Origin of the sequence: Mesorhizobium sp. ZC-5 (genome assembly GCF_025753855.1) — a bacterium.
GTDB lineage: Bacteria > Pseudomonadota > Alphaproteobacteria > Rhizobiales > Rhizobiaceae > Neomesorhizobium.
The window spans coordinates 45,867-70,566 of record NZ_JAOWPT010000004.1 but is presented as its reverse complement, the minus strand read 5'-3'; the positions used below and the strand labels follow the sequence as shown (position 1 = coordinate 70,566).

Annotated in this window: 22 protein-coding genes; 19 read left to right on the top strand and 3 right to left on the bottom strand. The window is 62.7% G+C overall.

Translation table 11 applies throughout. The features are described 5' to 3' along the window. On the top strand, positions 1 to 1,224 hold the full coding sequence (locus tag OHD58_RS12540; RefSeq protein WP_263803684.1) for a xanthine dehydrogenase family Fe-S subunit: 1,224 nt from the start codon (positions 1 to 3) through the stop codon (positions 1,222 to 1,224). 64 nt (positions 1,225 to 1,288) lie between these two features. Here OHD58_RS12540 and OHD58_RS12535 read toward each other — a convergent pair whose 3' ends face one another. Continuing rightward, positions 1,289 to 2,044: an enoyl-CoA hydratase/isomerase family protein gene (locus OHD58_RS12535; protein WP_263803683.1), complete on the bottom strand. Its 756-nt coding sequence runs from the start codon at positions 2,042 to 2,044 to the stop codon at positions 1,289 to 1,291. Positions 2,045 to 2,240: 196 nt separating this feature from the next. Between OHD58_RS12535 and OHD58_RS12530 the strand changes: the two genes are divergently transcribed. The 13 genes from OHD58_RS12530 to OHD58_RS12470 all read left to right on the top strand — a co-directional run bounded on the left by OHD58_RS12530 (position 2,241) and on the right by OHD58_RS12470 (position 17,487). After that, on the top strand, positions 2,241 to 3,020 hold the full coding sequence (locus OHD58_RS12530) for an enoyl-CoA hydratase/isomerase family protein (protein ID WP_263803682.1): 780 nt from the start codon (positions 2,241 to 2,243) through the stop codon (positions 3,018 to 3,020). Positions 3,021 to 3,177: 157 nt separating this feature from the next. Further along, the gene (locus OHD58_RS12525; protein ID WP_263803681.1) at positions 3,178 to 5,325 is read left to right on the top strand and encodes an acetate--CoA ligase family protein; all 2,148 of its coding nucleotides are present in this window, start codon (positions 3,178 to 3,180) and stop codon (positions 5,323 to 5,325) included. Between the two features lie 125 nt (positions 5,326 to 5,450). Next, entirely contained in the window at positions 5,451 to 6,413 is a 963-nt protein-coding gene (locus tag OHD58_RS12520) for an ABC transporter ATP-binding protein (protein WP_263804209.1), read from the top strand. Continuing rightward, positions 6,410 to 7,513 carry an ABC transporter ATP-binding protein gene (locus OHD58_RS12515; protein WP_263803680.1) on the top strand — a complete coding sequence of 368 codons (1,104 nt, stop codon included), beginning with the start codon at positions 6,410 to 6,412 and terminating at the stop codon, positions 7,511 to 7,513. Before OHD58_RS12520 ends, OHD58_RS12515 begins: the two co-directional genes overlap by 4 nt. Positions 7,514 to 7,736: 223 nt before the next feature. Then, the gene (locus OHD58_RS12510) at positions 7,737 to 9,239 is read left to right on the top strand and encodes an ABC transporter substrate-binding protein (RefSeq protein ID WP_263803679.1); all 1,503 of its coding nucleotides are present in this window, start codon (positions 7,737 to 7,739) and stop codon (positions 9,237 to 9,239) included. 63 nt (positions 9,240 to 9,302) lie between these two features. Next, positions 9,303 to 10,259, top strand: coding sequence for an ABC transporter permease (locus tag OHD58_RS12505; RefSeq protein WP_263803678.1), 957 nt, complete (start codon positions 9,303 to 9,305; stop codon positions 10,257 to 10,259). Continuing rightward, complete coding sequence (locus OHD58_RS12500) at positions 10,252 to 11,133, top strand: ABC transporter permease (RefSeq protein WP_263803677.1); 882 nt, start codon at positions 10,252 to 10,254, stop codon at positions 11,131 to 11,133. Before OHD58_RS12505 ends, OHD58_RS12500 begins: the two co-directional genes overlap by 8 nt. 72 nt (positions 11,134 to 11,205) lie before the next feature. Continuing rightward, on the top strand, positions 11,206 to 12,108 hold the full coding sequence (locus OHD58_RS12495; RefSeq protein WP_263803676.1) for an amidohydrolase family protein: 903 nt from the start codon (positions 11,206 to 11,208) through the stop codon (positions 12,106 to 12,108). A 339-nt stretch (positions 12,109 to 12,447) separates the two neighbouring features. Beyond that, entirely contained in the window at positions 12,448 to 13,332 is an 885-nt protein-coding gene (locus tag OHD58_RS12490; RefSeq protein WP_263803675.1) for an AraC family transcriptional regulator, read from the top strand. Positions 13,333 to 13,509: 177 nt separating this feature from the next. Beyond that, complete coding sequence (locus OHD58_RS12485; protein WP_263803674.1) at positions 13,510 to 14,583, top strand: sugar ABC transporter substrate-binding protein; 1,074 nt, start codon at positions 13,510 to 13,512, stop codon at positions 14,581 to 14,583. Between the two features lie 84 nt (positions 14,584 to 14,667). After that, positions 14,668 to 15,489, top strand: coding sequence for an ATP-binding cassette domain-containing protein (locus OHD58_RS12480; RefSeq protein WP_263803673.1), 822 nt, complete (start codon positions 14,668 to 14,670; stop codon positions 15,487 to 15,489). Then, on the top strand, positions 15,486 to 16,733 hold the full coding sequence (locus OHD58_RS12475) for a sugar ABC transporter permease (protein WP_263803672.1): 1,248 nt from the start codon (positions 15,486 to 15,488) through the stop codon (positions 16,731 to 16,733). Before OHD58_RS12480 ends, OHD58_RS12475 begins: the two co-directional genes overlap by 4 nt. Before the next feature lie 25 nt (positions 16,734 to 16,758). Next, positions 16,759 to 17,487: an SDR family oxidoreductase gene (locus tag OHD58_RS12470; RefSeq protein WP_263803670.1), complete on the top strand. Its 729-nt coding sequence runs from the start codon at positions 16,759 to 16,761 to the stop codon at positions 17,485 to 17,487. A gap of 11 nt (positions 17,488 to 17,498) precedes the next feature. Here OHD58_RS12470 and OHD58_RS12465 read toward each other — a convergent pair whose 3' ends face one another. Together OHD58_RS12465 and rnk are read right to left on the bottom strand one after the other, a co-directional pair. Then, positions 17,499 to 18,044 (bottom strand): nucleoside-diphosphate kinase, encoded by a 546-nt coding sequence (locus tag OHD58_RS12465; RefSeq protein WP_263803669.1) that lies wholly within the window; start codon positions 18,042 to 18,044, stop codon positions 17,499 to 17,501. A gap of 163 nt (positions 18,045 to 18,207) precedes the next feature. Then, on the bottom strand, positions 18,208 to 18,672 hold the full coding sequence (gene rnk, locus OHD58_RS12460; protein ID WP_263803668.1) for a nucleoside diphosphate kinase regulator: 465 nt from the start codon (positions 18,670 to 18,672) through the stop codon (positions 18,208 to 18,210). 488 nt (positions 18,673 to 19,160) lie between these two features. Here rnk and OHD58_RS12455 point away from each other — a divergent pair, with 488 nt between their 5' ends. Genes OHD58_RS12455 through OHD58_RS12435 form a run of 5 tightly spaced genes read left to right on the top strand, consistent with a single transcriptional unit; the run spans position 19,161 to position 24,698 of the window. Beyond that, positions 19,161 to 20,897: a substrate-binding domain-containing protein gene (locus OHD58_RS12455; RefSeq protein ID WP_263803667.1), complete on the top strand. Its 1,737-nt coding sequence runs from the start codon at positions 19,161 to 19,163 to the stop codon at positions 20,895 to 20,897. 32 nt (positions 20,898 to 20,929) lie between these two features. Then, entirely contained in the window at positions 20,930 to 22,150 is a 1,221-nt protein-coding gene (locus tag OHD58_RS12450; RefSeq protein ID WP_263803665.1) for an ABC transporter substrate-binding protein, read from the top strand. Positions 22,151 to 22,195: 45 nt separating this feature from the next. After that, a complete protein-coding gene (locus OHD58_RS12445; protein WP_263803664.1) occupies positions 22,196 to 23,080 on the top strand; it encodes a carbohydrate ABC transporter permease in 885 nt (294 codons plus the stop codon). Continuing rightward, positions 23,077 to 23,907: a carbohydrate ABC transporter permease gene (locus tag OHD58_RS12440; RefSeq protein WP_263803663.1), complete on the top strand. Its 831-nt coding sequence runs from the start codon at positions 23,077 to 23,079 to the stop codon at positions 23,905 to 23,907. The genes OHD58_RS12445 and OHD58_RS12440 overlap by 4 nt, the downstream gene beginning before the upstream one ends. A gap of 5 nt (positions 23,908 to 23,912) precedes the next feature. After that, positions 23,913 to 24,698: an enoyl-CoA hydratase/isomerase family protein gene (locus OHD58_RS12435; RefSeq protein WP_263803662.1), complete on the top strand. Its 786-nt coding sequence runs from the start codon at positions 23,913 to 23,915 to the stop codon at positions 24,696 to 24,698. The last annotated feature ends 2 nt before the right edge of the window (positions 24,699 to 24,700 follow it).

Sequence of the window (24,700 nt, the reverse complement as noted above, 5' to 3'; positions counted from 1 at the left end):
ATGAATACCGTTTCCCTCATCGCCAATGGCAGGAAGGTTAGCGCCGACGTTGAGCCGCGCACGCACCTTGCCGACTTCCTGCGCGACACGCAGAACCTGACGGGCACGCATCTGGGCTGCGAGCACGGCGTCTGCGGCGCCTGCACTCTGCTGATCGACGGGGCGCCGGCGCGCTCCTGCATCACCTTCGCCGTCGCTTGCGAGAACGCCGAGATCATCACCATCGAGGGGCTGGACGACGACGAGATCGCCGCGGAATTGCGCGCCGCATTCACGCGCGAGCACGGGCTTCAATGTGGCTACTGCACGCCCGGCATGATCGTTTCCGCGCGTGATGTCGTGATGCGTCTGCAGGAGCCCAGCGAACACGACATCCGGGTCGCGATGAGTGGCAACCTTTGCCGCTGCACGGGTTATGTCGGCATAATTCGCGCCATCCAGGGCGTGATCGAGGATCGCCGCGCCAGGGGCATCGCAGCCATTCCGGGCGGCGGCAGGACGTCGCTTGGCCCGGCCGGCGCGGGCAGGGCAGGTGCCGTCGCCAGGGCAAGTGCGGCGGCCCGTATCGCGCTGAAGACAGACGCTTCTGAAACGACCCCCGCGCCGTCACATTCGGCATCGCTTTCGGCCGATTGGAAGCCGCAGATGAGCTTCAATCAAAGTTTCGTCGTGTCGCATCCCGTCGATGACGTCTGGAGGTTTTTCGGGCGGATCGAGGATGTCGCGTCCTGCCTGCCGGGTGCATCCCTGGCGGGGGCTCCTGTGAGCGGGCACGTACAAGGCCGGATCCGGGTCAAGGTCGGTCCCATTTCCGCCGAGTTCCAGGGGGCTGCCGAGATCGATCGAGACGACGCCACGCGGACCGGGCGGATTTCCGGATCGGGCAAGGACAAGCGCAGCGGCTCGGCCACGCGCGGCCTTGTCGGCTACGCGGTGAAGCCAGGAGAAAATCCCGGCGAGACGCGCGTCGATGTCAGCATTGGCTACACGCTGACTGGCATGCTGGCGCAGTTCGGACGCTCCGGACTGGTCGAGGATGTGGCCAGTCGCCTCATCAAGGCCTTCGTCGCCAATCTCGAAGCGCGGCTTGCGCACGAGGCGCGCGGGGGGCGCAGCGAGACGCTGTCGCTTCCGGTCAGGGAACTGGATGCGGGATCCTTGATTTCATCAGTGGTTTTCGGCCGATTTCGCCGCCTCTTCGCCAGGCTATTCGGCCGGAACTGATCCGTCCGGGCTTTGCCCCCCAGCGGCGGGCCGGCGATGAAGGCAGCGACCGCGCGTATGTCCCTCAGCGCCCCTTGAACTCAGCGGCACGCTTTTCCAGGAATGCGGTCTTGCCCTCCCGGTGATCGTCGGAAAGCAGCAGCATCGGCTGATATTCGCGCTCGACATCAAGGCTGAGGTCGATGCCGCGCGCGAAGAAATCCTTCGAGAGCGCGATCGGCAGGGCCGCCGCCGTGGCAAGCTGCTCGGCCGCCGTCATCGCGTCGTCGAATGCCTTGCCGGGTTCGGAGATGCGGTCGACGAGGCCGATGCGCTCGGCTTCGTCGGCTGGCATCGGGTTGCCGTAAAGAACCATCTGCCTGGCTCGGCCGATGCCTATGCGCGCGGGCAGCGTGTGCAGCAGGCCGAGATCGCCCATGAGGCCGACCTTGCCGAAGCTTGCCATGAAACGCGAATCGCTTGCAGCAACGATGGTGTCGCAGCACAGCGCGAGCGAGAGCCCGGCGCCGACGCACCAGCCTTCGACAGCGGCGACTATCGGTTTCGAGGACTTCACCAGTCCGCGCACCATCTTGTGGCTGATCCGGAAGCGTTCCCGTGCGCCGGTGGCGGTCGTGACGTTCATTCCGGTAATGTCGGCTCCAGCCGAAAAATGCGCGCCGGCCCCTTTGATGACGACCGCGCGAATGTCCGCCTCGGCTTCGATTCGTTCGAATATCTGCTGCAGGGCAATGCGCATTTCCATTCCGAGCGCGTTGCGCCTCTCGGCGTTGTCGAGTGTCAGAACGAGCACGTGACCCTTGCGGTCTTCAATAATCATGAGGCGATTTCCATTCGAGGCTGGGAGTTTCCGGTGCTGCTTTATGAGGCGGTTTGCCATGGTTTTGGACGGCGCGAAGCCCCGCAAACTCCCAGCGTGCACAGTCATTGAACAGCAGTCATCATAAAATACTATCTTTAGTAACTTGGCAAGATAACTGGCCTCGTGTTAGGCTTCGCTAAATGGGAGCCTGCGAATGAGTTATCAGAATATCAAAGTGCATCATGACGGTGGCATTTCTCGCGTGGTGATCGACCGTCCGCCCATGAATGCTGTCTCCATGGACCTCCTTATCGAGCTTATCGACGCGTTCGACGCGCTCGCCACCCGTGACGAGACGCGGTGCATTGTGCTTACCGCCGCGGGCGAAAAAGCGTTCTGCGCGGGCGCGGATCTGAAGTCGTCGAGCACCGAGCCTGGCGCCGCTGGGAAGTTCCGCGACCTCGGTAGAAGCATCCTCGATAAGATCGAAACCCATCCGAAGCCGGTTGTTGCCGCCATTCGTGGCTGGTGCATCGGTGGCGGTTTCGCCATGGCGATGGCCTGCGATGTGCGGATCGCGTCGTCGACAGCCAAGTTCCGCACCGCCGACGCCTATCTCGGTGTCGTGCCGTCCTGGGGGATGAGCCTGGTGCGCCTCGCGCACTTCATCGGCCGCAACCGTTGCATGGACATGCTGATGCTTGGCGAGGACATCAAGGCCGATGCAGCCCGCGATCTCGGCCTGTTGACGAGCGTCACTGCGGACGAGGCTTTCGACTCGGAGATCGAGCGTGTCGCGCAGCGTCTGGCGTCCGGCGCGCCGATCGTTTTCAAGGCGATCAAGGATGCGGTGAAGGCGCAGTACTGCGATTCACCCGCGGCGGCGCGGGTGGTGGAGCTTCGCTGGTCGGAAATCAGTGCCGCTTCCCAGGACTACAAGGAAGGTCGCCTCGCTTTCGCAGAGAAACGTCCTCCCGTCTTCACCGGCAACTGACGCGGTTACGCGACCGTCGGACGCACCGGAGAAGCGGTGCGGGCGGAGCGGCAAAGTGCATTAAATGGCCTGCATGACGGCGTCGCTTTCCGGCGGGCCGTCCGGAAGGGTTTCGGTTCGGCGTCCTACGCTGTCACTGGTTTGAGTGGGAAATGGAATGAACAAGATTTTCGTCAGCGAACGCGCAGCCTCGCGAATCTCGGTCGATCGGATTTTGCATCCGCAAAGTGTTGCCGTGCTGGGCGCGTCGGACAGCCTCGACAAGTTCGGCGGCCGCATCATGCACTTCCTGACACGGCATGGATTTGCCGGCGACATCTACCCGATCAACATGCGTCGCGACCAGGTTGGCGGCCGCAAGGCATATCCCGCCATCGGCGCCGTGCCGAAGGCGCCGGATGTCGCGATCATGGCGGTACCGAGCGAAACGCTGCTCGATTCGCTGCGCGAGGTTGCGGACGCCGGCGTTGGCTGCAGCGTCATCATTTCGAACGGTTTCGCTGAATCCGGTGAAGCCGAGGGTGTCGAGAGACAGCAGGAACTCATCCGCATATCGCGGCGGTCCGGTATGCGCGTCATCGGCCCCAATTGCATGGGTCTCATCGTGCCGCACCATCATATGGCGCTGTGCTCGTCGGTGGTGCTCAACACCGACACGCTGGGCGATGGCTCGATCGGCCTCATCAGCCAGAGCGGCGCCCTGATGGTGTCGATCTTCGACCGCGCCAAGACCGACGGCATAGGTCTTCGTCACGGCGTCTCCGTCGGTAACCAGAGCGATCTGGAGATCTGCGATTTCCTCGAATACATGGTCGAGGATGACAAGACGAAAGCGATCTGCCTCTACATCGAGGGCCTGATCGACGGCGTGCGTTTCAAGAACGCGGCCGCCGCCTGCCGGAAGGCAGGCAAACCGCTCTTTGTCGTCAAGACCGGGCGCACCGAGGCCGGCGTGATCGCGGCGCAGTCGCATACCGCTAGCCTTGCCGGATCGCACGAAGCATTCTCCGCGGTTTGCCGCGAAGAAGGCGTGATCGAGGCGAAGGCTCCCGAGGATATGATGCGGGCGGCGCACTATCTCACGATGCATCGCGGCGGCACCGGCAAGGGCGTGGCCGTCGTCTCGTCCTCGGGCGGCAGTGCCGGCATCGCCAGCGACCGCCTCTCGGAGGAAGGGCTGGAGATCGCCCGGCCGACGCCGGAAACGATCGCCAAGCTCGAGGAAGTCCTGCTGCCGGCCCAGGCGCGCAATCCGATCGATCTGGGCGGCCGCATCGTTCCGGACACCGTAGAGATAACCGAAACGACGACGCAGACATTGATGGCGGATCCGAATGTGGATTACGGCATCGCCGTGCTGACCTCCATGCCGGACTACGCCAACAAGTCGCGGATGATAGCCAAGACCGGAAGCGAGAGCGGAAAGCCTTTCGTAGTCGCCTTCGCCGCAGGTGCTGCGGCCGAAAAACCGCGTGAAGAGGTCCGCAAGGAAGGCGTCGTCTTCCTCGACAGCTTCGAGGATGGGGTACGCGTGCTTTCCTTGATGACCAAGCACGACAAGGCGAAAGCACTGTTCACTGAGCCGGCCTCCCGCCCGCGCGATCTTCCGGCCGCGTCCGCCGCGCTGGCTGGGATCGGGACCGGCTATCAGACCGAAAGCGAGGTGAAGCAGTTGCTCGCTTCCTACGGCGTGAAAGTCGCCCGGGAAGCCGTCGTAGGCTCGCAAGACGCAGTTGCGGTCGCCGCGGCCGGGTTCGATTTTCCGGTGGTGCTCAAGGTTGTTTCCCCCGACATCGTTCACAAGAGCGACGTCGGCGGGGTTCGCGTCGGGCTCGGTTCCGCCGACGAGGTGGCAGCTGCTGCCGGCGCCATGGTGAAGCGGATCAGCAAGGAATTGCCGGACGCGAAAATCGAAGGCTATTCCGTCCAGGAGATGGTCAAGGGCGAGGTGGAAGTTTTCATCGGCGTGCGGCGCGATCCGCAGTTCGGGCCTATCGTCCTGCTCGGCATGGGTGGTGTGGCGGTGGAAATCTTGAAGGATGTTGCCGTAGCCACCGCGCCGGTAAGCCGCGGTCGAGCCTTGCAGATGGTGGACGAGCTTCGCATGTCGCCGTTGCTGAAGGGCGCACGCGGGCGTCCGCTGGTGGATATCGATGCGATCGTCGATGCCGTTGAAAGGATAAGCTGGCTGGCTCACGACCTGGATACCCGGCTTGTCGATCTCGAAATCAATCCGCTGATCGTGAGGACTCAGGGAGGAGGAGCGGTCGCCGTGGATGGTCGTGCGACTTTGGCCGCAGGCTGATCCGCACACTTCGTGGAGATGACCGTATGCACAATGGGACACAAACATTACGGAGCAGCGCCGCCGGCGTGTCCCCGTCGGAAACTTTCGCGGAAGTTTCCACGGTGAGCGCGGCCGCTCCCCTGATGTCGGTCCGCGATCTGCGGGTCTCATTTCCCTCGGAAGACGGGCTTGTCCCCGCCGTCCGTGGCGTGAGTTTCAATGTCCTGCCGGGCCAGTGTTTCGGGATCGTCGGGGAGTCGGGCTCTGGCAAGAGCGTCACCTCGCTGGCGCTCATGGGACTTCTGCCGCCAGGTCCTGGCTCGATCATCGAGGGTGAGGTGAATTTCGGCGGCCGCGATCTGCGGAGGCTTCGTCCCGAACAGATGCGCAAGCTCTGCGGCAGCGAGATTGCCATGGTCTTCCAGGAGCCGATGACGTCTCTCAATCCGGCTTTCACCGTCGGCGACCAGATCGCGGAAGTGGTGGTGACGCATGAACACGTGTCGGTCCGCGCCGCCCGCGCACGCGCGCTGGAACTCCTGAAGGAAGTCCGGATCGCGGCTCCCGAGCGCCGTCTCGATGAATATCCGCACCGGCTGTCCGGCGGAATGCGTCAGCGCGTGATGATTGCCATCGCACTCGCCTGCCGTCCGAAAATGCTGATCGCCGACGAACCGACGACCGCCCTCGATGTGACCGTGCAGGCCCAGATCATGGAACTGTTGCGGGTACTGCAGGGTGAATACGGGATGTCGATCATCCTGATATCGCACAACCTCGGCGTCATGTCCGAAATCGCCGACGAAATCGCCGTGATGTATGCCGGGCGCATCGTCGAGCAGGCAAAGTCGGCACAACTCTTCGAGAACCCCGAACATCCCTATACGATCGGGCTTCTGGGAGCGATCCCGATGCCCGGCAGGAAACGTCTGGCGTCCATACGAGGCAGAGTGCCGGACCTTCATGCACTGCCGTCCGGCTGCACGTTTGCCCCGCGCTGTCCGTTTGTCGAGGAGGCGTGCCGGCAGATCGAGCCGACACTGCATCCCACCGACCTTCAACACCTGACGGCGTGTCGCCGCGCTCCGCTGGATCGGGTCCTATGAGCACTCCCGGAAAACCGCTCCTGCGGGTGGAAAACCTGGTCAAGCACTTCAACATCGGCGGGCCGTTTTCGGCTTCCAAGCAGGTGATTCACGCGGTCGATGGCGTTTCGCTTCATGTGGACGAACGTGAGACGCTGGCGATCGTCGGCGAAAGCGGGTGTGGAAAGTCCACGCTCGGCCGAGTGATCATGCGGCTGATCGAGCCGACCAGTGGCAGCATCAATCTTTCCGGCGAGGAACTCACGACGGTGAAGGGCCGCGCGCTGCTGCCTTACCGCAGAAAATTGCAGATGGTCTTCCAGGACCCGTTCGGATCGCTCAACCCCCGCATGACGGTGCAGGAGACGCTGGGCGACCTGCTGCGTATCCACGGTCTGGCGTCGGGAAAATCGGTCAAGCTCCGCGTCGGCGAACTGCTCGAAACCGTCGGGCTGCCGGCTTCGAGCGCGAAGCGCTACCCGCACGAATTTTCGGGCGGCCAGCGCCAGCGTGTCGGCATTGCACGTGCCTTGGCCGTCAATCCGTCGATCATCGTATGCGACGAAGCGGTTTCGGCCCTCGACGTCTCCGTGCAGGCGCAGATCGTCAACCTGCTCCGCGATATCCAGGTCGAATTCGGGCTGAGCTATCTGTTCATCTCGCACGACCTCATGGTCGTCCGGCACATGGCCGACCGCGTGGCCGTCATGTATCTCGGGCGTATCATCGAGACCGGCGACACCGAGAACATCTTCTCGCGTCCGCGCCATCCCTACACGCGCGCGCTTCTCGATGTCGTTCCGATACCGGGCGCGCTGCGCAAAGACGATCGCATGGTGCTCAAGGGCGATGTCCCCAATCCGCTGACGCCTCCCGCCGGCTGCCATTTCAATCCGCGCTGTCCGTTCGCGATCAACCGTTGCCGTGTCGAGGCACCAACGCTGCAGTCGACCGGCGAGGGTCTCGTGGCCTGCCATCGCTGGAACGAGATCCCTGCCTGGGTCGACCCGTCGCCGCCTCCGAAGGATTCGGACGGACGCCTGGAGCGTCTTCAGGCGCGATTTGTTGGCAATGACCCGTCACCGGCGAAACAGCCGGCCGAGGCGGGTACGACCGCTTGATCCGGAGCCGCGTCAGCGGCGCCAGGAAGGAAGAAGGAACGCCCGCGACGTGCGGGAACAGTGGAATCTCTGCCCGGTGGAGGGCCATCGCCATCACGGATGGATGCCTCGAAGTTGCCGAAACCATAACCGGGCAGGTGTTCGAACAGGGGCAATCGCCGCATTCGGACAGCAGTCGTGGTGACATGGGCGTAACAGAAAAGAAAAAACTCCGGAGATGGACATGCGATACAAATTAGCAGGTGTGCTTGCAGCGGCATCTTTGCTGCTGAGCGGGGGCCTTGCCTCGGCTCAAACGGTGATGCGGATTGGCCTCAACGACGATCCGGACTCGATCGACCCGGCGCTCAGCCAGGCCTTCGTCACGCGAATTGTCCTCACGACCTTCTGCGACAAATTGTTTGATATCGATGCGAAGCTCGGCTTCGTTCCCCGCCTCGCGGAATCGTACGAGTGGTCCGAGGACGGCAAGGCGCTCACCTTCAAGCTGCGCCCGAACGTGGTTTTCCATGACGGGGAACCGCTAAACGCCGAAGCGGTGAAGTACAACATTCAACGCAACCAGACGATCGAAGGCACGTTTCGCAAACCTGAACTCGCGCCGATCAAATCGGTCGATGTCGTCGATGAACTGACGGTGCGCCTCAATCTCGACGCGCCTTCCGCTCCCCTGGTTTCCATTTTCGCAGACCGGGCCGGCATGATGGTTTCGCCGAAGGCGGCGGAAGCGTTGGGCGTGAATTTCGGTTCGGCGCCGGTTTGCGCGGGGCCGTTCAAGTTTGTGAGCCGTGTTCCGCAGGGCCGCATCATCTTCGAAAAATTCAAGGATTATTGGGACGTCGATAACATCCATATCGATCGGGTTGAGATGCTTGCGGTCAACGATCCGACCGTGCGCCTGTCCAACCTTCAATCGGGCCAGTTCGATCTCATCGAACGTCTGTCGCCAACCGATGTGAAGCAGGTTGAAGCGGATGCCAACCTGAAACTCGCCCGCGCTCCCGACATTGGATACGGCTATGTCCAGTTCAATGTCGGAAACGGTGCGCGGGCCGAGAAGATGAAAGACCAGCGCGTCCGCGAGGCGATCGACCTCTCGATCGATCGCGAGGCCCTGGTCAACGTGGCTTTCGAAGGCCTCTATGCCGGCGGCGATCAGGTCATTGCACCCGGCAGCTTCTATCATGACGAAAGGCCGGTTCAGAAGCGCGACGTGGAGCGCGCCAAGCAACTGCTGAAGGAAGCCGGCCAGGAGAACTTCACATTCGAGATGATGGTTCGGCCGGATCGCGATTTCCAGGTGCCGGCTCAGGTCATGCAGTCAATGCTGGCGGAATCCGGCATCAACATGGTGATCAACACGACCGAGAACGTAACCCAGCTCGAAGCGGCCCGTCAGGGTAATTTCGAATCGTACATGTCGTTCTGGAGCGGACGCGTCGATCCCGACGGCAACACCTTCGCCTTCTACACCTGCAAGTCGGCCAACAATCGCATGGGCTACTGCAATCCGAAGGTTGAGGAACTGCTGACGAAAGCCCGCCAGACCATCGATCCCGAAGCCCGCAAGGCAATCTACAAGGAAGCGCTGGATCTGAAATACCATGACCGTCCAGACCTCTCGCTCTGGTATCGCCAGCTCTTCATGGCGATGAGCAGCAAGGTCGAGAACTATCATCTGTTCCCCGATGGCCTGATCCGCCTGCAGGGCGTCAAGATAAACTAGCCACGCAATGGTTGGCGGGCGTCGGCGCCCGTCAGCCGCCCTTGGGAGAAATGGAGCAACGCGATGACACTCGGCGGTTTTATGTTGCGGCGGCTTGCTTCAATCATTCCGACCCTGATCTTCGTCTCGATAATCGTCTTTTCGCTGCAGCAGCTCATTCCGGGCGACCCGGCGATAGCGATGGCCGGTGACGAACTGAACGACGAGGCGGTCCAGGAGATAAGGGTAAAATACGGTTTCGATCAGCCGTTTTACGTCCAGTATTTCAAGTGGATCGGAAACGTCGTCGTCGGCGATTTTGGTGCGTCCTATCGCAACAAGATGGAGGTGCTGGATCTCATTCTGACGAAACTGCCGGTGACACTGCAGCTTGCGGTATTCTCCATGATCGTCGCGCTAATCATCGGAATACCGACGGGCATCATCGCGGCTACCCACAAGGACAGCTTCATAGGCACTGCCGCGAATCTGTTCGCCCTGACCGGCGTCTCGATTCCCCATTTCTGGCTGGGCATCATGCTCATTCTGCTGTTCTCGGTGAATCTGGGCCTGCTGCCGTCCTCCGGCTACGTTCCGCCGTGGGAGGATCTGCGCCAGAACCTGCTTTCGCTGATCATGCCCTCCATCGTACTTGGAACGGGCGTGGCGGGGGTCATCACGAGGCACACCCGCGGGGCCATGCTGCAGGTCCTCTCGTCCGACTATGTCCGCACCGCGCGGGCAAAGGGGGTTGCGGAGCGCATTGTCGTGTCCAAGCACGCGCTTCGAAACGCGCTCATCCCGGTCATCACGCTCAGCACCATCGAATTCGGCCAGCTGCTTTCCGGGGCGATTCTTACCGAGCAGATCTTCTCCATTCCCGGCTTCGGCAAGCTGATCGTCGACGCCGTCTTCTTCCGCGAATACGCGGTGGTTCAGGGCGTGGTCATGGTGACCGCGACACTGTTTATCCTGCTCAATTTTGTGGCCGACATCCTCTACTTCGTCGTGAATCCCCGCATGAGGTCCGCCAATGGCTGATGCCGTCGTCACATCGCCGCTGGCGCCGGCGACGAGCCGCATTCGCAACCGTACCATCCGTCGTTTCCTGACGCACCGGCCGGCGGTGGTGGGATTGTGCATCCTCGTTTTCGTTGCGCTGGTCGCCATCTTTGCGCCGATCGTGGCGCCCTACGATCCGATCAAGTCGGATTTCTCAGCCATACGCCAGGGTCCCTCGGCATTGCATTGGATGGGTACCGACGAACTCGGCCGTGATTTGCTGTCGAGACTTATCTACGGTGCGCGGACGTCGCTGATGGCGGGGGTTCTGCCAGTTTCACTGGCATTGATAATCAGTATCCCGCTCGGCCTGCTCTCCGGCTATGTCGGCGGCTTTCTGGACACCGTGCTGATGCGCATCACCGACGCGCTGCTGGCCATCCCGTTCCTCGTGCTGGCGATCGCCCTGACGGCTGTTCTCGGGCCTGGGCTATACAACGCCATGCTGGCGATCGGTGTCGCCGCGATCCCGGTGTTCCTGCGGCTGTCGCGGGGTTCCGCGCTTGCGGTGTCGAAGGAGGACTATATCGAAGCGGCGCGCGCCGGCGGTAATTCCTCGCTTCGCATCGCGTTCAAGCACGTGCTTCCGAACATGATACCGCCGCTCTTCGTGCAAGCGACTCTGACCGTGGCAACCGCGATCATTGTCGAAGCCAGTCTCTCGTTCCTCGGTCTTGGGCAGCGCCCGCCGGCGCCCTCCTGGGGCAGCATGCTGAATGAATCGCAACGCTTCCTCACGACGATGCCGCTGATGTCCCTGTGGCCAGGCCTGGCAATTTTCATGGTGGTGATGTCGATCAACATCGTCGGCGATGGCATTCGCGACGCGATGGACCCGCGCCACAAGAGCTGACACCTGCCTCCTTACTGGAGATGGCGCGGATGGCTTCCAGCTGCCCGCGAGAATATCAAGAAGGAACCGAAAATGCCCGTCATAGACCTCGAGATGCACATCCCGCACAGCGAGAGCGATCCCTCCATCGAGGCGATGACCAAGGGGCGACCGGGCACGCCCTTTCCGCAGTCCTTGCCGCGTCCCGAAGGCTACGGCTTTGCCAATTACGGCAAGGTTTTCCGCAAGTCCGGTGGCGGGGCGACGAAGGAGGAAGCACCGCACGATGACGGTGGCCTGCCGAAACTGGTCGCCGACATGGACAAGGGCGGGATCGAGACTGCATTTCTGCTGGGTGCCGATCACGACAAAATCGGCCAGATTCGTCGCACTTATCCCGGACGCTTCATCATGCCGGTCTTGCTCAACCCGATGGACGGCATGCGCGCCGTGCGGGAACTGGAGCGCCTGGTAAAAGAAGAGGGCGCAGGCGCGCTCCGCGTCTCGGCGCTGTACAATTCGCTCCCCGCCAATGATCGCCGCTACTATCCGCTCTACGCGAAATGCGTCGAACTCGACATCCCGGTGCGCATCTACACGGCGATGAGTTATGCCAACGACCGGCCTTACGATCTCGGCCATCCGCGTTATCTGGACGACATCGCCGTCGACTTTCCGGAACTCAGGATTGTCGCCGGTCTCGCGGGCTGGCCCTGGGTGGCCGACATGGTGGCTTTGCTGCGGCGCCACCCCAACCTCTACTGCGATACCGCCGGCCACCATCCACGCTATTTCGCGCAGCCCGGATCAGGCTGGGAGCAGTTCCTGCAATTCGGCAACACGCTGGCGCAGGACAAGGTCATGGTGGGTCTGTCGCAATATCTCTTCAAGGCTCCCTTCGAGGATCTTGTCGCGGATTACCGGAAAATGCCGCTCAAGGAATCGGTGCTGGAAAAGTGGCTGTATAAGAACGCCAAGGAATTCTTCCGCCTTTAGCGTTTTCCACGCCGCCCTTCTCGAAACGCAGCTGGCCGGCGGCAAGCCGGACATTACGATTTGAGCCGTTGCTTCCAGCCCGATCGTGATCTCCTTCGGTCCATGACGGCTTTGCGCAAAGCAGGCGAATGTTCCGTGCCGTGGATGCTGGTCACGTGTCAGGAATACCCGATTGAGCTGCTCGGTGGATCAAAAAAGTATCAGTGTTGCGGTTGAATTGCGGTGGCACGGGCCAAAATGAGGGGCTAGCATCGATCCAAGTTGAGAGCTGCATGCAATGCGGCCGACTGGGGAGACGGCCGGATGCAGCGGAAATGTTGCCTCAGCCCGGAGGAAAGCATGGAGCCCGACCTGGAGGTGGTCCAGATACGACGCGGTGAATCCTTCACCGCATGGTCGCACGGATACCCTTTCCATACGGTCCGCTGGCACTTTCATCCAGAGTACGAACTGCATCTCGTCGTTTCGACGACCGGCCGCTATTTCGTCGGCGATTTCATCGGCGAGTTCGAACCCGGCAATCTGGTGCTGACCGGGCCGAACCTTCCGCACAACTGGGTCAGCGACCTGCCCGAAGGCGCCAGCATCCCGCTGCGGGGGCGGGTCATCCAGTTCAGCGAACGCTTCATCGACGAGACCATGAAGGTCCTGCCGGAACTCGCCACGCTCGCCCCGCTGCTTGAAACGTCGCGCCGCGGCGTTCTCTTTCCGCCGGAGGTCGCCGGTCAGATTTCGCCGCTCATGAGCGAACTCATGGAGGCGCAAGGGGTGCGCCGCATCGAGTTGTTCATGGCGATCGCCGGTGCGTTGAGCCGCGCCAAGGGCGTCGATATGCTGGCCAGCCCCAGCTATCTTCCGGACCCGTCCGGCTACATGTCCGTCGGGATCAACAAGGCTCTTGCCTATATCCGGGAGAACCTGACGCAACAGTTCGACGAAACGGACCTTGCATCGATCGCCGGCCAGTCGACCGGTGCCTTCTCCCGCACCTTCCGCAAGCATACCGGAATGTCGCTGGTCCAGTACGTCAAGCGGCTGCGCATCAATCTCGCCTGCCAGATACTGATGAGCGACGAGCAGGCGTCGATTACCGATATCTGCTTCGAAGTCGGCTTCAATAATCTTTCGAATTTTAATCGCCAGTTCCTGGCGGAGAAGGGAATGCCGCCGTCGCGTTTTCGGCGGCTGCTCGCAGACAACATCGACGCGATGAGGGCCGCCTAGGAAAGGAGTACGGGAGGAGCACCAGACCAGTTCGGGAACGGGGAACGCGGATGCGCAACTGCCTATCCGCGACAGGAGATGTTTGTCTCGAAACTGCCGGAGATTTGAGGTTTATCCGCGGGCAGGTCCGGCGCGGCAGCAATACCAGAGAATTGCACCAACAAGGGAGAAGACCAGATGACGAAATTCTCGACATTTTCTTGGAAGTCGGCCGGCCTTGCCTTGCTGGCCGCCACAATGTTCGGCGGTGCCGCGCTCGCCCAGTCGGCGGACAACGCAACCGTCGCCTTCCTGATGCCGGACCAGGCTTCGACACGTTATGAGGAGCACGATGCACCGGGCTTCATCGCCGAGATGAAGAAGCTCTGCGAATCCTGCAAGGTGATCTACCAGAATGCCGATGCCGACGTGTCGCGCCAGCAGCAGCAGTTCAACTCGGCGATCTCGCAGGGCGCCAAGGTGATCGTGCTCGACCCGGTCGATTCCACTGCCGCGGCCTCGCTGGTCAAAATGGCACAGAGCCAGGGCGTCAAGGTGATCGCCTATGACCGTCCGATCCCGACCGCGCCGGCCGACTTCTACGTGTCGTTCAACAACGAAGGCATCGGCAAGGCGATCGCCGACTCCCTCGTCGAGCGCCTGAAGAAGAACAATGTCGAAGTCACCGACGGTGCAGGCGTGCTGCAGATCAACGGCTCGCCGACCGACGCGGCGGCAGGCCTCATCAAGAAGGGCATCCACGCCGGGCTCGACAACAGCGGCTACCCGATCCTTGCCGAATTCGACACGCCGGAATGGGCGCCGCCGAAGGCGCAGCAGTGGGCCAGCGGACAGATCACGCGCTTCGGCAAGAAGATCCTCGGCGTCGTGGCCGCCAACGACGGCACCGGCGGTGGCACCGTTGCGGCATTCAAGGCCGCCGGCGTCGACCCGGTTCCGCCGGTCACCGGCAATGACGCGACGATCGCCGCGCTGCAGTTGATCATCGCAGGCGACCAGTACAACACAATCTCGAAGCCGAGCGAGATCGTGGCGGCTGCGGCTGCCAATGTCGCCATCCAGCTGCTCAAGGGCGAAACCCCGAAAGCCGAGATGACCTTGTACGAGACGCCCTCGCAACTGTTCACGCCGGCGGTGGTCACCGCCGACAATCTCAAGGCGGAGATCATCGACAAGAAGATCAACACCGCCGAAGAGCTGTGCACTGGCCGCTATGAAGAGGGTTGCAAGAAGCTCGGCATCATCAACTGAAGCCGGTTGCAGTTGTCCGGCCGCTTGCTTCCCGGCGGCCGGACAGCTTTTCTGAAGGGGTGATCAAGTTCCATGGAGACCTCTATGTCAGACATCGCCGACGAACCCGCGCCGATGCGCGAGCCGGTGCTCAGCCTGCGGGGCATCTCCAAGCATTTCGGCGCTGTTTCGGCGCTTACCGACATAGATCTCGATGTTCATGCCGGTGAGGTCGTGGCGCTGGTCGGCGACAATGGCGCTGGCAAGTCCACGCTGGTGAAGATACTGGCGGGTGCGCACCAGCCGAGTTCCGGCACGATCGCCTTCCAGGGCAGGCAGGTGACGCTTCCCGACCCGAGTGCTGCTCTGCGGCTTGGCATTGCCACCGTCTTCCAGGATCTGGCGCTTTGCGAGAACCTCGACGTTGTCGCCAACATTTTTCTCGGCCGGGAATTGAGCCCCGTCCGGCTCGACGAAGTCTCCATGGAGATACGTGCCTGGACCCTGCTCAATGAGCTTTCGGCGCGGATTCCGAGTGTGCGCGAGCCGGTGGCCTCGCTTTCCGGTGGCCAGCGCCAGACCGTCGCGATCGCACGTTCGCTGCTGCTCGAGCCACAGGTGATCCTGCTCGACGAGCCGACCGCGGCGCTCGGCGTGGCGCAGACTGCTGAAGTGCTGAACCTGATCGAGCGGGTGCGTGATCGTGGGCTCGGGGTCGTGATGATCAGCCACAACATGGAGGACGTGCGCGCGGTGGCCGACCGGATCGTGGTTCTGCGCCTTGGCCGCAACAACGGCATCTTCACGCCTGACGCGTCGAACCAGGAACTGGTGAGCGCGATCACCGGTGCTTCCGACAATTCCGTTTCCCGACGCGCCGGACGCCGTTCGGCTGTGGCCGGACGCAACCCGGAGGCGCATCCATGACGGCTGGAGACAAGCAGGCGCCGCTGCTCGATCGCCGGGACGAGCGGGTCAAGCACGAAAGCGGAATCGGCGGCACGATCCGTGCCTTCTTCGATCGCGTGCGTGCCGGCGATCTCGGCTCGCTCCCGGTGGTGGTGGGGCTCGCGATCATCTGGACGGTGTTCCAGACGCTCAATCCGATCTTCCTGTCGCCCAACAACCTTGTGAACCTGCTGTTCGACTGTTCGACAGTCGGTGTCATCGCGCTCGGCATCGTCTGCATCCTGATGGTCGGCGAGATCGACCTCTCCGTCGGCTCGGTCAGCGGCTTCGCGTCGGCATTGGTCGGCGTGCTCTGGGTCAACAATGGCTGGCCGGTGGTGCCTGCCATCCTTGCGGCAATCGCGGTCGGCGGAGCGATCGGCTTCCTCTATGCGGTTCTGTTCAATCGCTTCGGCATGCCGAGCTTCGTGTCGACGCTTGCGGGATTACTCGCAGTCCTGGGCCTGCAGCTCTACATCCTCGGCTCGACCGGTTCCATCAACCTGCCTTACGGGTCGCCGGTGGTGAATTTCGGCCAGATGCTGGTGATGCCGGATTTCGTGTCCTACGGACTTGCCGCGCTGGCGGGGATCGTGACGTTCGCAGCCGGCTACCGTACGGCCAGGCGTCGTGAAGCGGCCGGCCTTTCGTCGCGCTCGCTGGGCGGGCTCCTGTTCCAGGCCGTCGTCATCACCGCGGTGCTCGAAGCCGTCGTTTTCTATCTCAACCAGGATCGCGGCGTGCCGTGGATGTTCGGCCTGTTCGTTGGCCTCGTCGTCGCCATGAATTACGCGCTAAAGCGTACCAAGTGGGGCCGTTCGATGACTGCGGTCGGCGGCAACCGCGAGGCCGCCCGGCGCGCCGGCATCAACGTCCGCTTCATCTACACAAGTGCTTTCATGTTGTGCTCGATGCTGGCGGCTGCGGGCGGCGTTCTTGCCGCTGCGCGCCTTGCCTCGGCCAGTCAGCAGGCAGGCACCGGCGACGTCAATCTCAACGCCATCGCGGCGGCCGTGATCGGCGGGACAAGCCTGTTCGGCGGGCGTGGCAGCGCCTATTCGGCGTTGCTCGGCATCATCGTCATCCAGTCGATCGCCAGCGGGCTGACCTTGCTCGATCTGTCATCGTCGCTTCGCTACATGATCACCGGCGGCGTCCTGGCGATCGCCGTCATCGTCGACTCGCTCGCCCGCCGCTCGCGCGTATCCCATGGCCGCGCCTGAGCGCGACCGACAGCAGAGGACGAAAATGAATCAGGATCTTTCAGGAAAAGTCGCGGCGGTCACCGGCGCGGCGTCGGGTATAGGGTTGGAGTGCGCCAAGGCCATGCTGGAGGCGGGTGCGCGCGTCGCCTTCGTCGATCAGGCGCAGGACAGGCTGAAGGAACTCTGTGACGGGCTTGGATCCCGGGCAATCCCCGTGGTGGTCAATCTCACCGACCCGAGAAGTGTCGCCGGGATGCTGCCGCAGATCCTGGAAAGGACAGGGCAGCTCGACATTTTCCATGCCAATGCCGGTTCCTATATCGGCGGCGAGATTGTCGACGGCGATCCTGATGCCTGGGACCGCATGCTCAACCTCAACATCAACGCCGCGTTCCGCTCGGTGCACGCCGTGCTGCCGCATATGGTCGAACGCAAGACCGGCGACATCATCATGACGAGTTCGATCGCCGGCCTGGTGCCGGTCGTCTGGGAGCCGATCTACACGGCGTCGAAATTCGCAGTGCAGGCGTTCGTCCATACAGTCCGGCGGCAGGTCGCCAAGCATGGCATCCGGGTCGGCGCCGTGGCGCCCGGTCCGGTGGTGACCGCGCTGCTCAGCGATTGGCCAAAAGCGAAGATGGACGAGGCGCTGGCCTCGGGGAGCCTGATGGAGCCGACGGAAGTGGCGGCCGCCGTGATGTTCATGCTGACGCGGCCGCGCAACGTGACCATCCGCGACCTCGTCATCCTGCCGCAGAGCGTGGACCTCTAACGTTCGCAGTTTCACGCGGCTGATGGCCCGGGGTCGTCGAAGCCGCCTTCGACAGTTGCCATGACTTTCTTCGCCGGTCTGTCCGGCAACCCATCGGAACTGTGGACGACCCGCAAAATGGGTCCGGCTGGACGCGGCTTGGTCCCATGCGCCAGCCGCAGCCGTTCCCGTCTTGCCGCCTCCGGCTGGTAGACTACGTCCTGGACGGTCAGTGTTTCAGGTTTGCCGTCGGGATTCGGGATGGTCATCGACTGGCCTTCGGCAAGACCAAGCAGGGCCAGGCCGCGCGGCGTGGTGATCGGCAACAACATGCCGACCAGGCCGCGCATATCGTCGTGGGCGACGATGCGGGTTTCGGCCGGGCCATCGTTCACCCGGTACGCTACGCGGCTGCTGAGTGTCACGACGTTTGGCGGGATGTCGTCGCCGAACATCACGAGAGCTCGTGAAACTTTGCGCTGAAGGATCGCCGACATAGCTGCGTCGCGGCCCTGATAGCGCTCTCTCATCACTTCCAGAATTGTGAAGTCCTTTGTCGTCAGTTGGCAGGCGGACATGGCGTGTCTCCAGCCGCTCCGCTCGAGGGGAGCCGGCACCAGGCATTGATCGGATGTGGAAGTTTGCCCCTGTACCGAACCCGGATGGCCGGCGCAGGGGTCAGACTCCTACGATCAGACTGCCCGCATGATGGAGGAGACGACGGACGGCGGCTCTCACGGCTTACGCGCCCGCCGGAATTGCCGAAAAGACCGGCTTGCGATCACCAGTTCCGTCGCCGTCCGGCGCGGGCTGGCTGACCGTAACCACCGACAGTTCATGGCGGTGCCCGTCGCGCGTGGTCCACAGGATCGATTGCCCGGTGGAAAGGCCGATCAGCGCGGTTCCGATCGGCGTGAGGATCGAGACCTTGCCTTCCGAAATATCGGCTATGCCGGGGAATACCAGCGTGACGGTTTTCGCCTCGCCGGTGTCGGGCTTGAATGTTACCGTCGAGCCCATCTGGATGATGTCGTTGGAGACCGATCCGTCGGCGACGATGCGCGCCCGGTCGAGTTCGGCCAGAAGTTCGTCGGCTGCATCCGGATTGCGCGCTGCGACCGCGCTCGCCAGCGCTGACAGGCGGTCATGGTCCGTCTTCGATATCCGGATGTTCGGCTTGCGCCGGGTTTTTGTGTTGTCCTGCATTTCAAAAAACTCGTGTTCCGACCGCCCGATGCCGCTGGCATCGAATGCGGTTGCCGATCTGGCGAAAAGTTGTTGGGGAGTGCGCCGGTGCCGCAGGCGATCCTGCGGAGATGTCACATGTGAGTTTACATGCTCGCCCCTCGGCCCGGGGCGCGCATGGCAGCCGAGCCGGGGGTTAGTATCCCGCGATGGGACAAACCCGGAAAAGAAAATCGCGACGGATTTTGGTTGCGCTGCTCATGGCATCATAGTTGGTGAAGCGATCCGGGAAGTCAAGGCAACCGGTCCGATCGCGCTACGGACGTATCGGGCCGCCTGATCGCGGCGAGCGTCAGCCTGGACCGATTCCCGCGTAAATCCTCCCGCCCAGTCTTCCACCACAGTTTGGCTCAATCGATCAAAATGATCATTTTAGCAATCATTGCATCGCAAGATTGATCTTCGGCGAGCTATTTGGTGTACTTTGCGCATAAAATGGCGCAGAGAAAATGATCAATTCGATCAAATCAGATCGGCAAGGCAGGATCCTGTCCTTGCTAAGCGAGAGCGAGTTGCTGTCGATCCAGGAGGTCGCGCGCCGCCTCGGCCGCGTGTCGGCGGTCACCGTGCGTCGCGACGTCGCCGAGATGGCGGAAAGGGGATTGCTTGTCCGCCGGCATGGTTCGGTATCGCGCCTCGGGGCCGGTCTGGCGGAGAGCCCGACGACCCGTCATCCGATCGAAGGACAGATCGGCGATGTCGATGCGATCGTGCTGCCGCCGATCGAAGGGCGCGGCGCTGACACGCTGCGCAGCATGGTCCGCCGCCGGCGCATTCCGTTCCTGGCGGAGTCGTCCGAGCAGGAGGGCGGCGTCTATATCGGTCCCGACAATTTCGCCGTCGGGCGCGAACTCGGCAATCGCGCCGGCCGGCTGCTCTCCGGCCAACTGAAGTCGGCGCGTGTGCTGCTGGTCTCGCTGGACCGGTTGCCGAACACGCGCAGCCGGTGCGATGGCTTCCTGAAGGGCTTCTCGGAAACCTTCAAGGGCAAGGTCGAGAGCTGGCGGGTCGACGGCCGTGGGCGGTTTCGCGATGCACTCAATGTGAGCCTCGATGCTTGCGCGGTCCATCCCGGCATCAATGTCGCCTTCGGCGTGAACGACCATTCGATCCTGGCAGCGCTCGAGGCGTCCGACAGGGCAGGGCTGTCCAGTATTTCCGGCTTCTGCGTCGGCGGCGAGGGCGGCGCGCTTTTCGAAGCCTTGAGCGTTGGGCGCAAGCTGCGTGCGTGCGCGGCGCTGTTTCCGGAAATCGTCGGCAAGATGTCGATCGACGCGCTGGCTGCCGCGCTGGATGGCGAAGAACTGCCAAAAAGCATCCGCACCCCGCATGCGATACTGACGAATGAGACGCTGGGTGAGTTTTACCAGCGGCGGACGGATGGCTGGGCGTTGCGCGACGAGGCGGCTGATCGGCTGTCGCCGCCCTCGGCTGCTGCTGTGCCCACGACCGGCAAGCGCGTCATCGGCTTCGTGCCGCACTATCCGGCGCACGACTGGTACCGCAACATGATGCGCGCCATGCGGAGCCGGGCGGACGCGCTCGGCATGGAATTGCGCGTCGCCGCCCCGCAGGCAGGCATCGCGCGCGAAATCGGCGAACTCCGGCGCTTGATCGTGCAAACCGCGGTCCGCAAGGTGAAGCCGGGCGAGACGATTGCCATCAATGCCGGCGAGATCGGCCTCATGCTGGCCAGGGAACTGGCCAGCGCGTCCGACGTCACTGTCGTCACCAACTCCCTCGAGATCATGGAATTTCTGGCCGGCAATCCGGGGGTGAAAGTCATCCTCACCAGCGGCGAATACTATCCGAAGTACCGCTGCCTCGTCGGCCCGAGCCTCGGGGCCTTGTTCGAGACTTTGCGCGTCGACCGCGTGTTTCTGTCGGTCGATGGGTTGACCGCACGGTTCGGGCCTTCCTCTGCCGACGAGAGAATGGCGCTCGCCGCGCGCCGCTTTGCCGAAGCGGGGCGCGAGATCTGCGTTCTCGCCGATCATTCGATCGTCGCCGTCGATGCCAATAATCGCATCGTGCCGCTTCGCGCCGTTGCCGAGGTAATCACCGACACCGGCTCCCTGCCAGCCGACCGCCTCGCATTGGCCGCGGCGGGCGTGGCGCTGACCATCGCCGACGAAGCGGCGGCAACGACACCCCAAACCGCGTCGGTGGAGGCCGACGCAGCCTGACCAAAAGCAAAACCATAACCGGGAGGAATAAAATGAAACTGACGACATTGCTTGCCGCTACCGCCCTGACCTCGTTGACGTTTTCAGCGACGGCGCAGGAGAAGATCACGCTCAAGTTCTGGGACAACCAGCAGACCGAATCCGGCCTCAGCCAGTTCCAGCAGGAGGCGGTGAAACGCTTCGAGGCCGAGAACCCGAACATCAAGGTCGAGGTCACGACCATTCCGTATCCGGAATACCAGCAGCGGCTGCTGACCGCCGTGCAGGGCGGCAATGCGCCCGACGTTTCGACGCTCGACCAGATCTGGGTCGGCGCTTTCGCCGCCGCCGGCGCCGTCATGCCGCTCGACGAGCAGGCCAAGGCATCCGGTCTCAGCGCCGACGCGTTCTTCAAGGGCGCATGGGAATCGGCCAACTATGACGGCAAGCTCTGGGGCATCCCCTTCAACGTCGACGTGTGGTCCTTCTCTTTCGTCAATAACGCGCTGTTCAAGGAAGCCGGCATCGATCCGGCCTCGATCGCGACGTTCGAAGGCCTGAAGGCGGCCGCCGAGAAACTTACCGACGAGTCCAAGGGCCGCTACGGCATCGGCCTGTTCGGCCACAAGGGCGAGGACACCGTCGTCGTCATGAACTCCTTCATCTTCTCGAACGGCGGCAAGGTGCTCGATGATGCCGGCAAATGCGCGCTGACCAGCAGCGAGGCCGTCGGTGCGCTGTCCTATCTGCAATCGCTCGTGCCCTACGCGCCGAAAGGCATCATGAACGCCGATTCCGGCGCCATGCGCGAGTTGTTCCTCAACGGATCGCTGGCGCTCGAGTTCTGGCCGGCGCTGGAACAGCCTACCCTACAGAAGTCCAAACTCGACTGGGACTTTGTCGTCGGCCACGCGCCGGAAGGCAAGACACCGATCGGCACTTACGGCGGCTGGAACCTGGCGATCTACGAATCCTCGCCCAACAAGGAGGCTGCCTGGAAGTTCGTCCAGTTCATGACCCGCGAGGACGTCAACGGCGCTGTCGTCGACCTCATCCCGGCAAATGTGAAGGCGGCCAAGACGTTCCTCGAAGCCAACCGCAAGGGTGCCGACCGCATCATGACACATCTGGAAAATGCAGCGCCCCGGCCGCTCTCGCCCCGCTACCTCGAAGTTTCCGACATCGAGGTGACGCTGGCGCAGGACGTCTATGGCGGCACGGATCCGAAGCAGGCTGCCGAAAAGGCCTGCGCCGCAATCGACGCGCTGAACTAGGAATGGCACTGGGTCGGCGACCCGGTGCCCCCTTCTGGACTTACAATGACACAACGCGAAACCTGGCTCGCATGGCTGTTTGCGGCACCGGCACTGCTGCTGGTTGCCGTGTTCATGTACTACCCTATGGTCGGCACGTTCATCGAAAGCCTCTATTCGACATCGTTCATCAGCCCCGTACCGAAATTGGAGGGCCTGGCGGCCTACCGTCGGATTCTCGCCGACCCGGCTTTCGCGACCATCGTATGGAATTCGCTCGTCTGGACGGTCGGGGTGGTCGTCCTGCAGAACCTCGCGGGATTCGGCGCGGCATTGCTGCTCAACCAGAAGCTGCCCGGCCAGGGCATCATGCGCTCGCTGGTGCTGTTGCCCTGGGTGCTGCCCGGTGTCGTCGCTGCCATCCTCTGGCGTTTCATGTACGACCCGCAGCTCGGCCTGATCAATTCGGTGCTGATCAGCCTCGGCCTGAGCGACCATGGCGTCGCTTGGCTTGCGGAACCGCAGACGGCGATGGCAAGCGCCATCGTCGCGGCGGTGTGGAAAGGCTTTCCGTTCTCCTGCATCGTCTATCTGGCGGCGCTGCAGACGGTTGACCAGGAGCAGGTCGAGGCGGCGACCATCGATGGCGCGGGGCCGGTGCGCAGGCTTTTCGATGTCGTGCTGCCCGGCATGCGCGACGTTATCGTCATCAACTTCATTCTGACGACGATATTGACCTTCAATTATTTCGACATGATCTGGGTGCTGACGCGCGGCGGCCCGCAGAACGCCACGCACATCTTCCCAACCCGCATCTACGAGCTTGGCTTCGGCCAGTTCCGCTTCGGCGAGGCGGCGGTCTACGGCGTCTTCTCGATCCTGGTGCTGGCGCTGATGATCACCCTCTACTTCATCGTCCAGCGCAGGGCGTTGCGGAGGAAGCCGGCATGAACCAGTCCTTCAACGCACGGCGAGCCGGATTGCTGGCGCTCAACATCGTGCTCGGGCTCGTCATCCTGGCGCCGTTCTTCTGGATGGTCTCGGTTTCCCTGAAACCGGCCGCAGAACCGTTCGCCATACCCGCGCGGCTATGGCCGCAGGATCCGACGCTGGACAATTACATCAACGCATTCCGCCCCGAGTTCCGCACCTATTTCGTCAATTCGGTGATCGTTTCGCTGCTGACGGTGGTCATCACGGTCTCGCTCGCGCTGTTTGCGGCATATGCCTTCACGCGGTCGCAGTTCAGATTGCTGACCGTCGCCATGACCCTTGTCATCGTGGCGCAGATGTTCCCCGCCAGCGCAATCATCATTCCGATCTACAAGCTGATGCGCTCGGCCGACCTGCTCAACACCTATACCTCGCTGGTGCTTGCCTACGTCACCGTCACGCTGCCCGTGGCGATCTGGATGCTGCGCGGCTTCATGGCCAATCTGCCGCTCACGCTCGAAGAGGCTGCGGCGATCGACGGGGCAGGGCCGCTGCGCACCTTCATCGAGATCATCGTGCCGCTCTGTCGCCCCGGCATCGTCGCCACCAGCGTCTTTGTCCTGATCGTCACCTGGCAGGAGTTTCTGTTCGCACTGTCCTTCACCTCAACCAAGGATATGCGAACCCTTCCGGTCGGCATGAACGATTTCATCGGGCAGTACGGCATCCGCTATGGCGAGCTGATGGCGAGTTCGGTGCTGATCTCGCTGCCCGTCATCGTCATCTTCTTCCTGCTTCAGCGGCAGTTCGTCGCCGGGCTTACAGCAGGCGCAGTGAAAGGCTAGGCCGAATGACCGACCAACCGCTTCTTCGCAATCTTGTCGAGCCGGGCATCGTCCGGCTGACCTTCAACCGGCCGGACAAGCTGAACGCGCTTTCCACGCCAGCGATTCGCGCGCTGGAGCATGAGCTCGACGCGATCGCCGTCGACCCCGCTGTGCGCGTCGTCATCCTGACCGGTGCCGGCGACAGGGCTTTCGTCGCCGGCGCCGACATTGCCGAATACCGCGGCAACCGGACGGAGGCCTTCGCGGCCTATCAGTTCGAGAGCCGGCGTGTCTTCGACAAGCTGGAGGCCTTGCCGCAACCGACCATTGCCGCGATCCGCGGTTATGCGCTGGGCGGCGGCTTCGAACTGGCGCTGTGCTGCGACTTGATCGTTTGCGCAACCTCGGCGCGCCTTGGCCTGCCGGAGGGCCAGCTCGGTCTGTCACCGGGCGGCGGCGGCACGCAGCGCCTGACCCGCGCGGTCGGCAAGATCGTCGCTTCCGACATCATGCTGGGCGCCCGCCGCATCACCGGCGAACGCGCGTTTCAGCTTGGACTGGCGGTCGAGGTGACCGCCGACGAAGCGCTGACTGAGACAGCACTCGCCCGCGCCCGCGCCATGCTGAAGATCGCGCCGCGCGCCCAGACCGAGATGAAGCGGCTGATCCGGCAGGGCTTTGATGCGCCGTTGCCGGTGGCCCAGTCCTTCGAGCAGGAGGTGCTTTTGCGGCTCTACTCGACAGAGGACGGCCAGGAAGGCATCGAAGCTTTCCTCGACAAGCGGCAACCGGAATTCAAGGGCAAGTGACA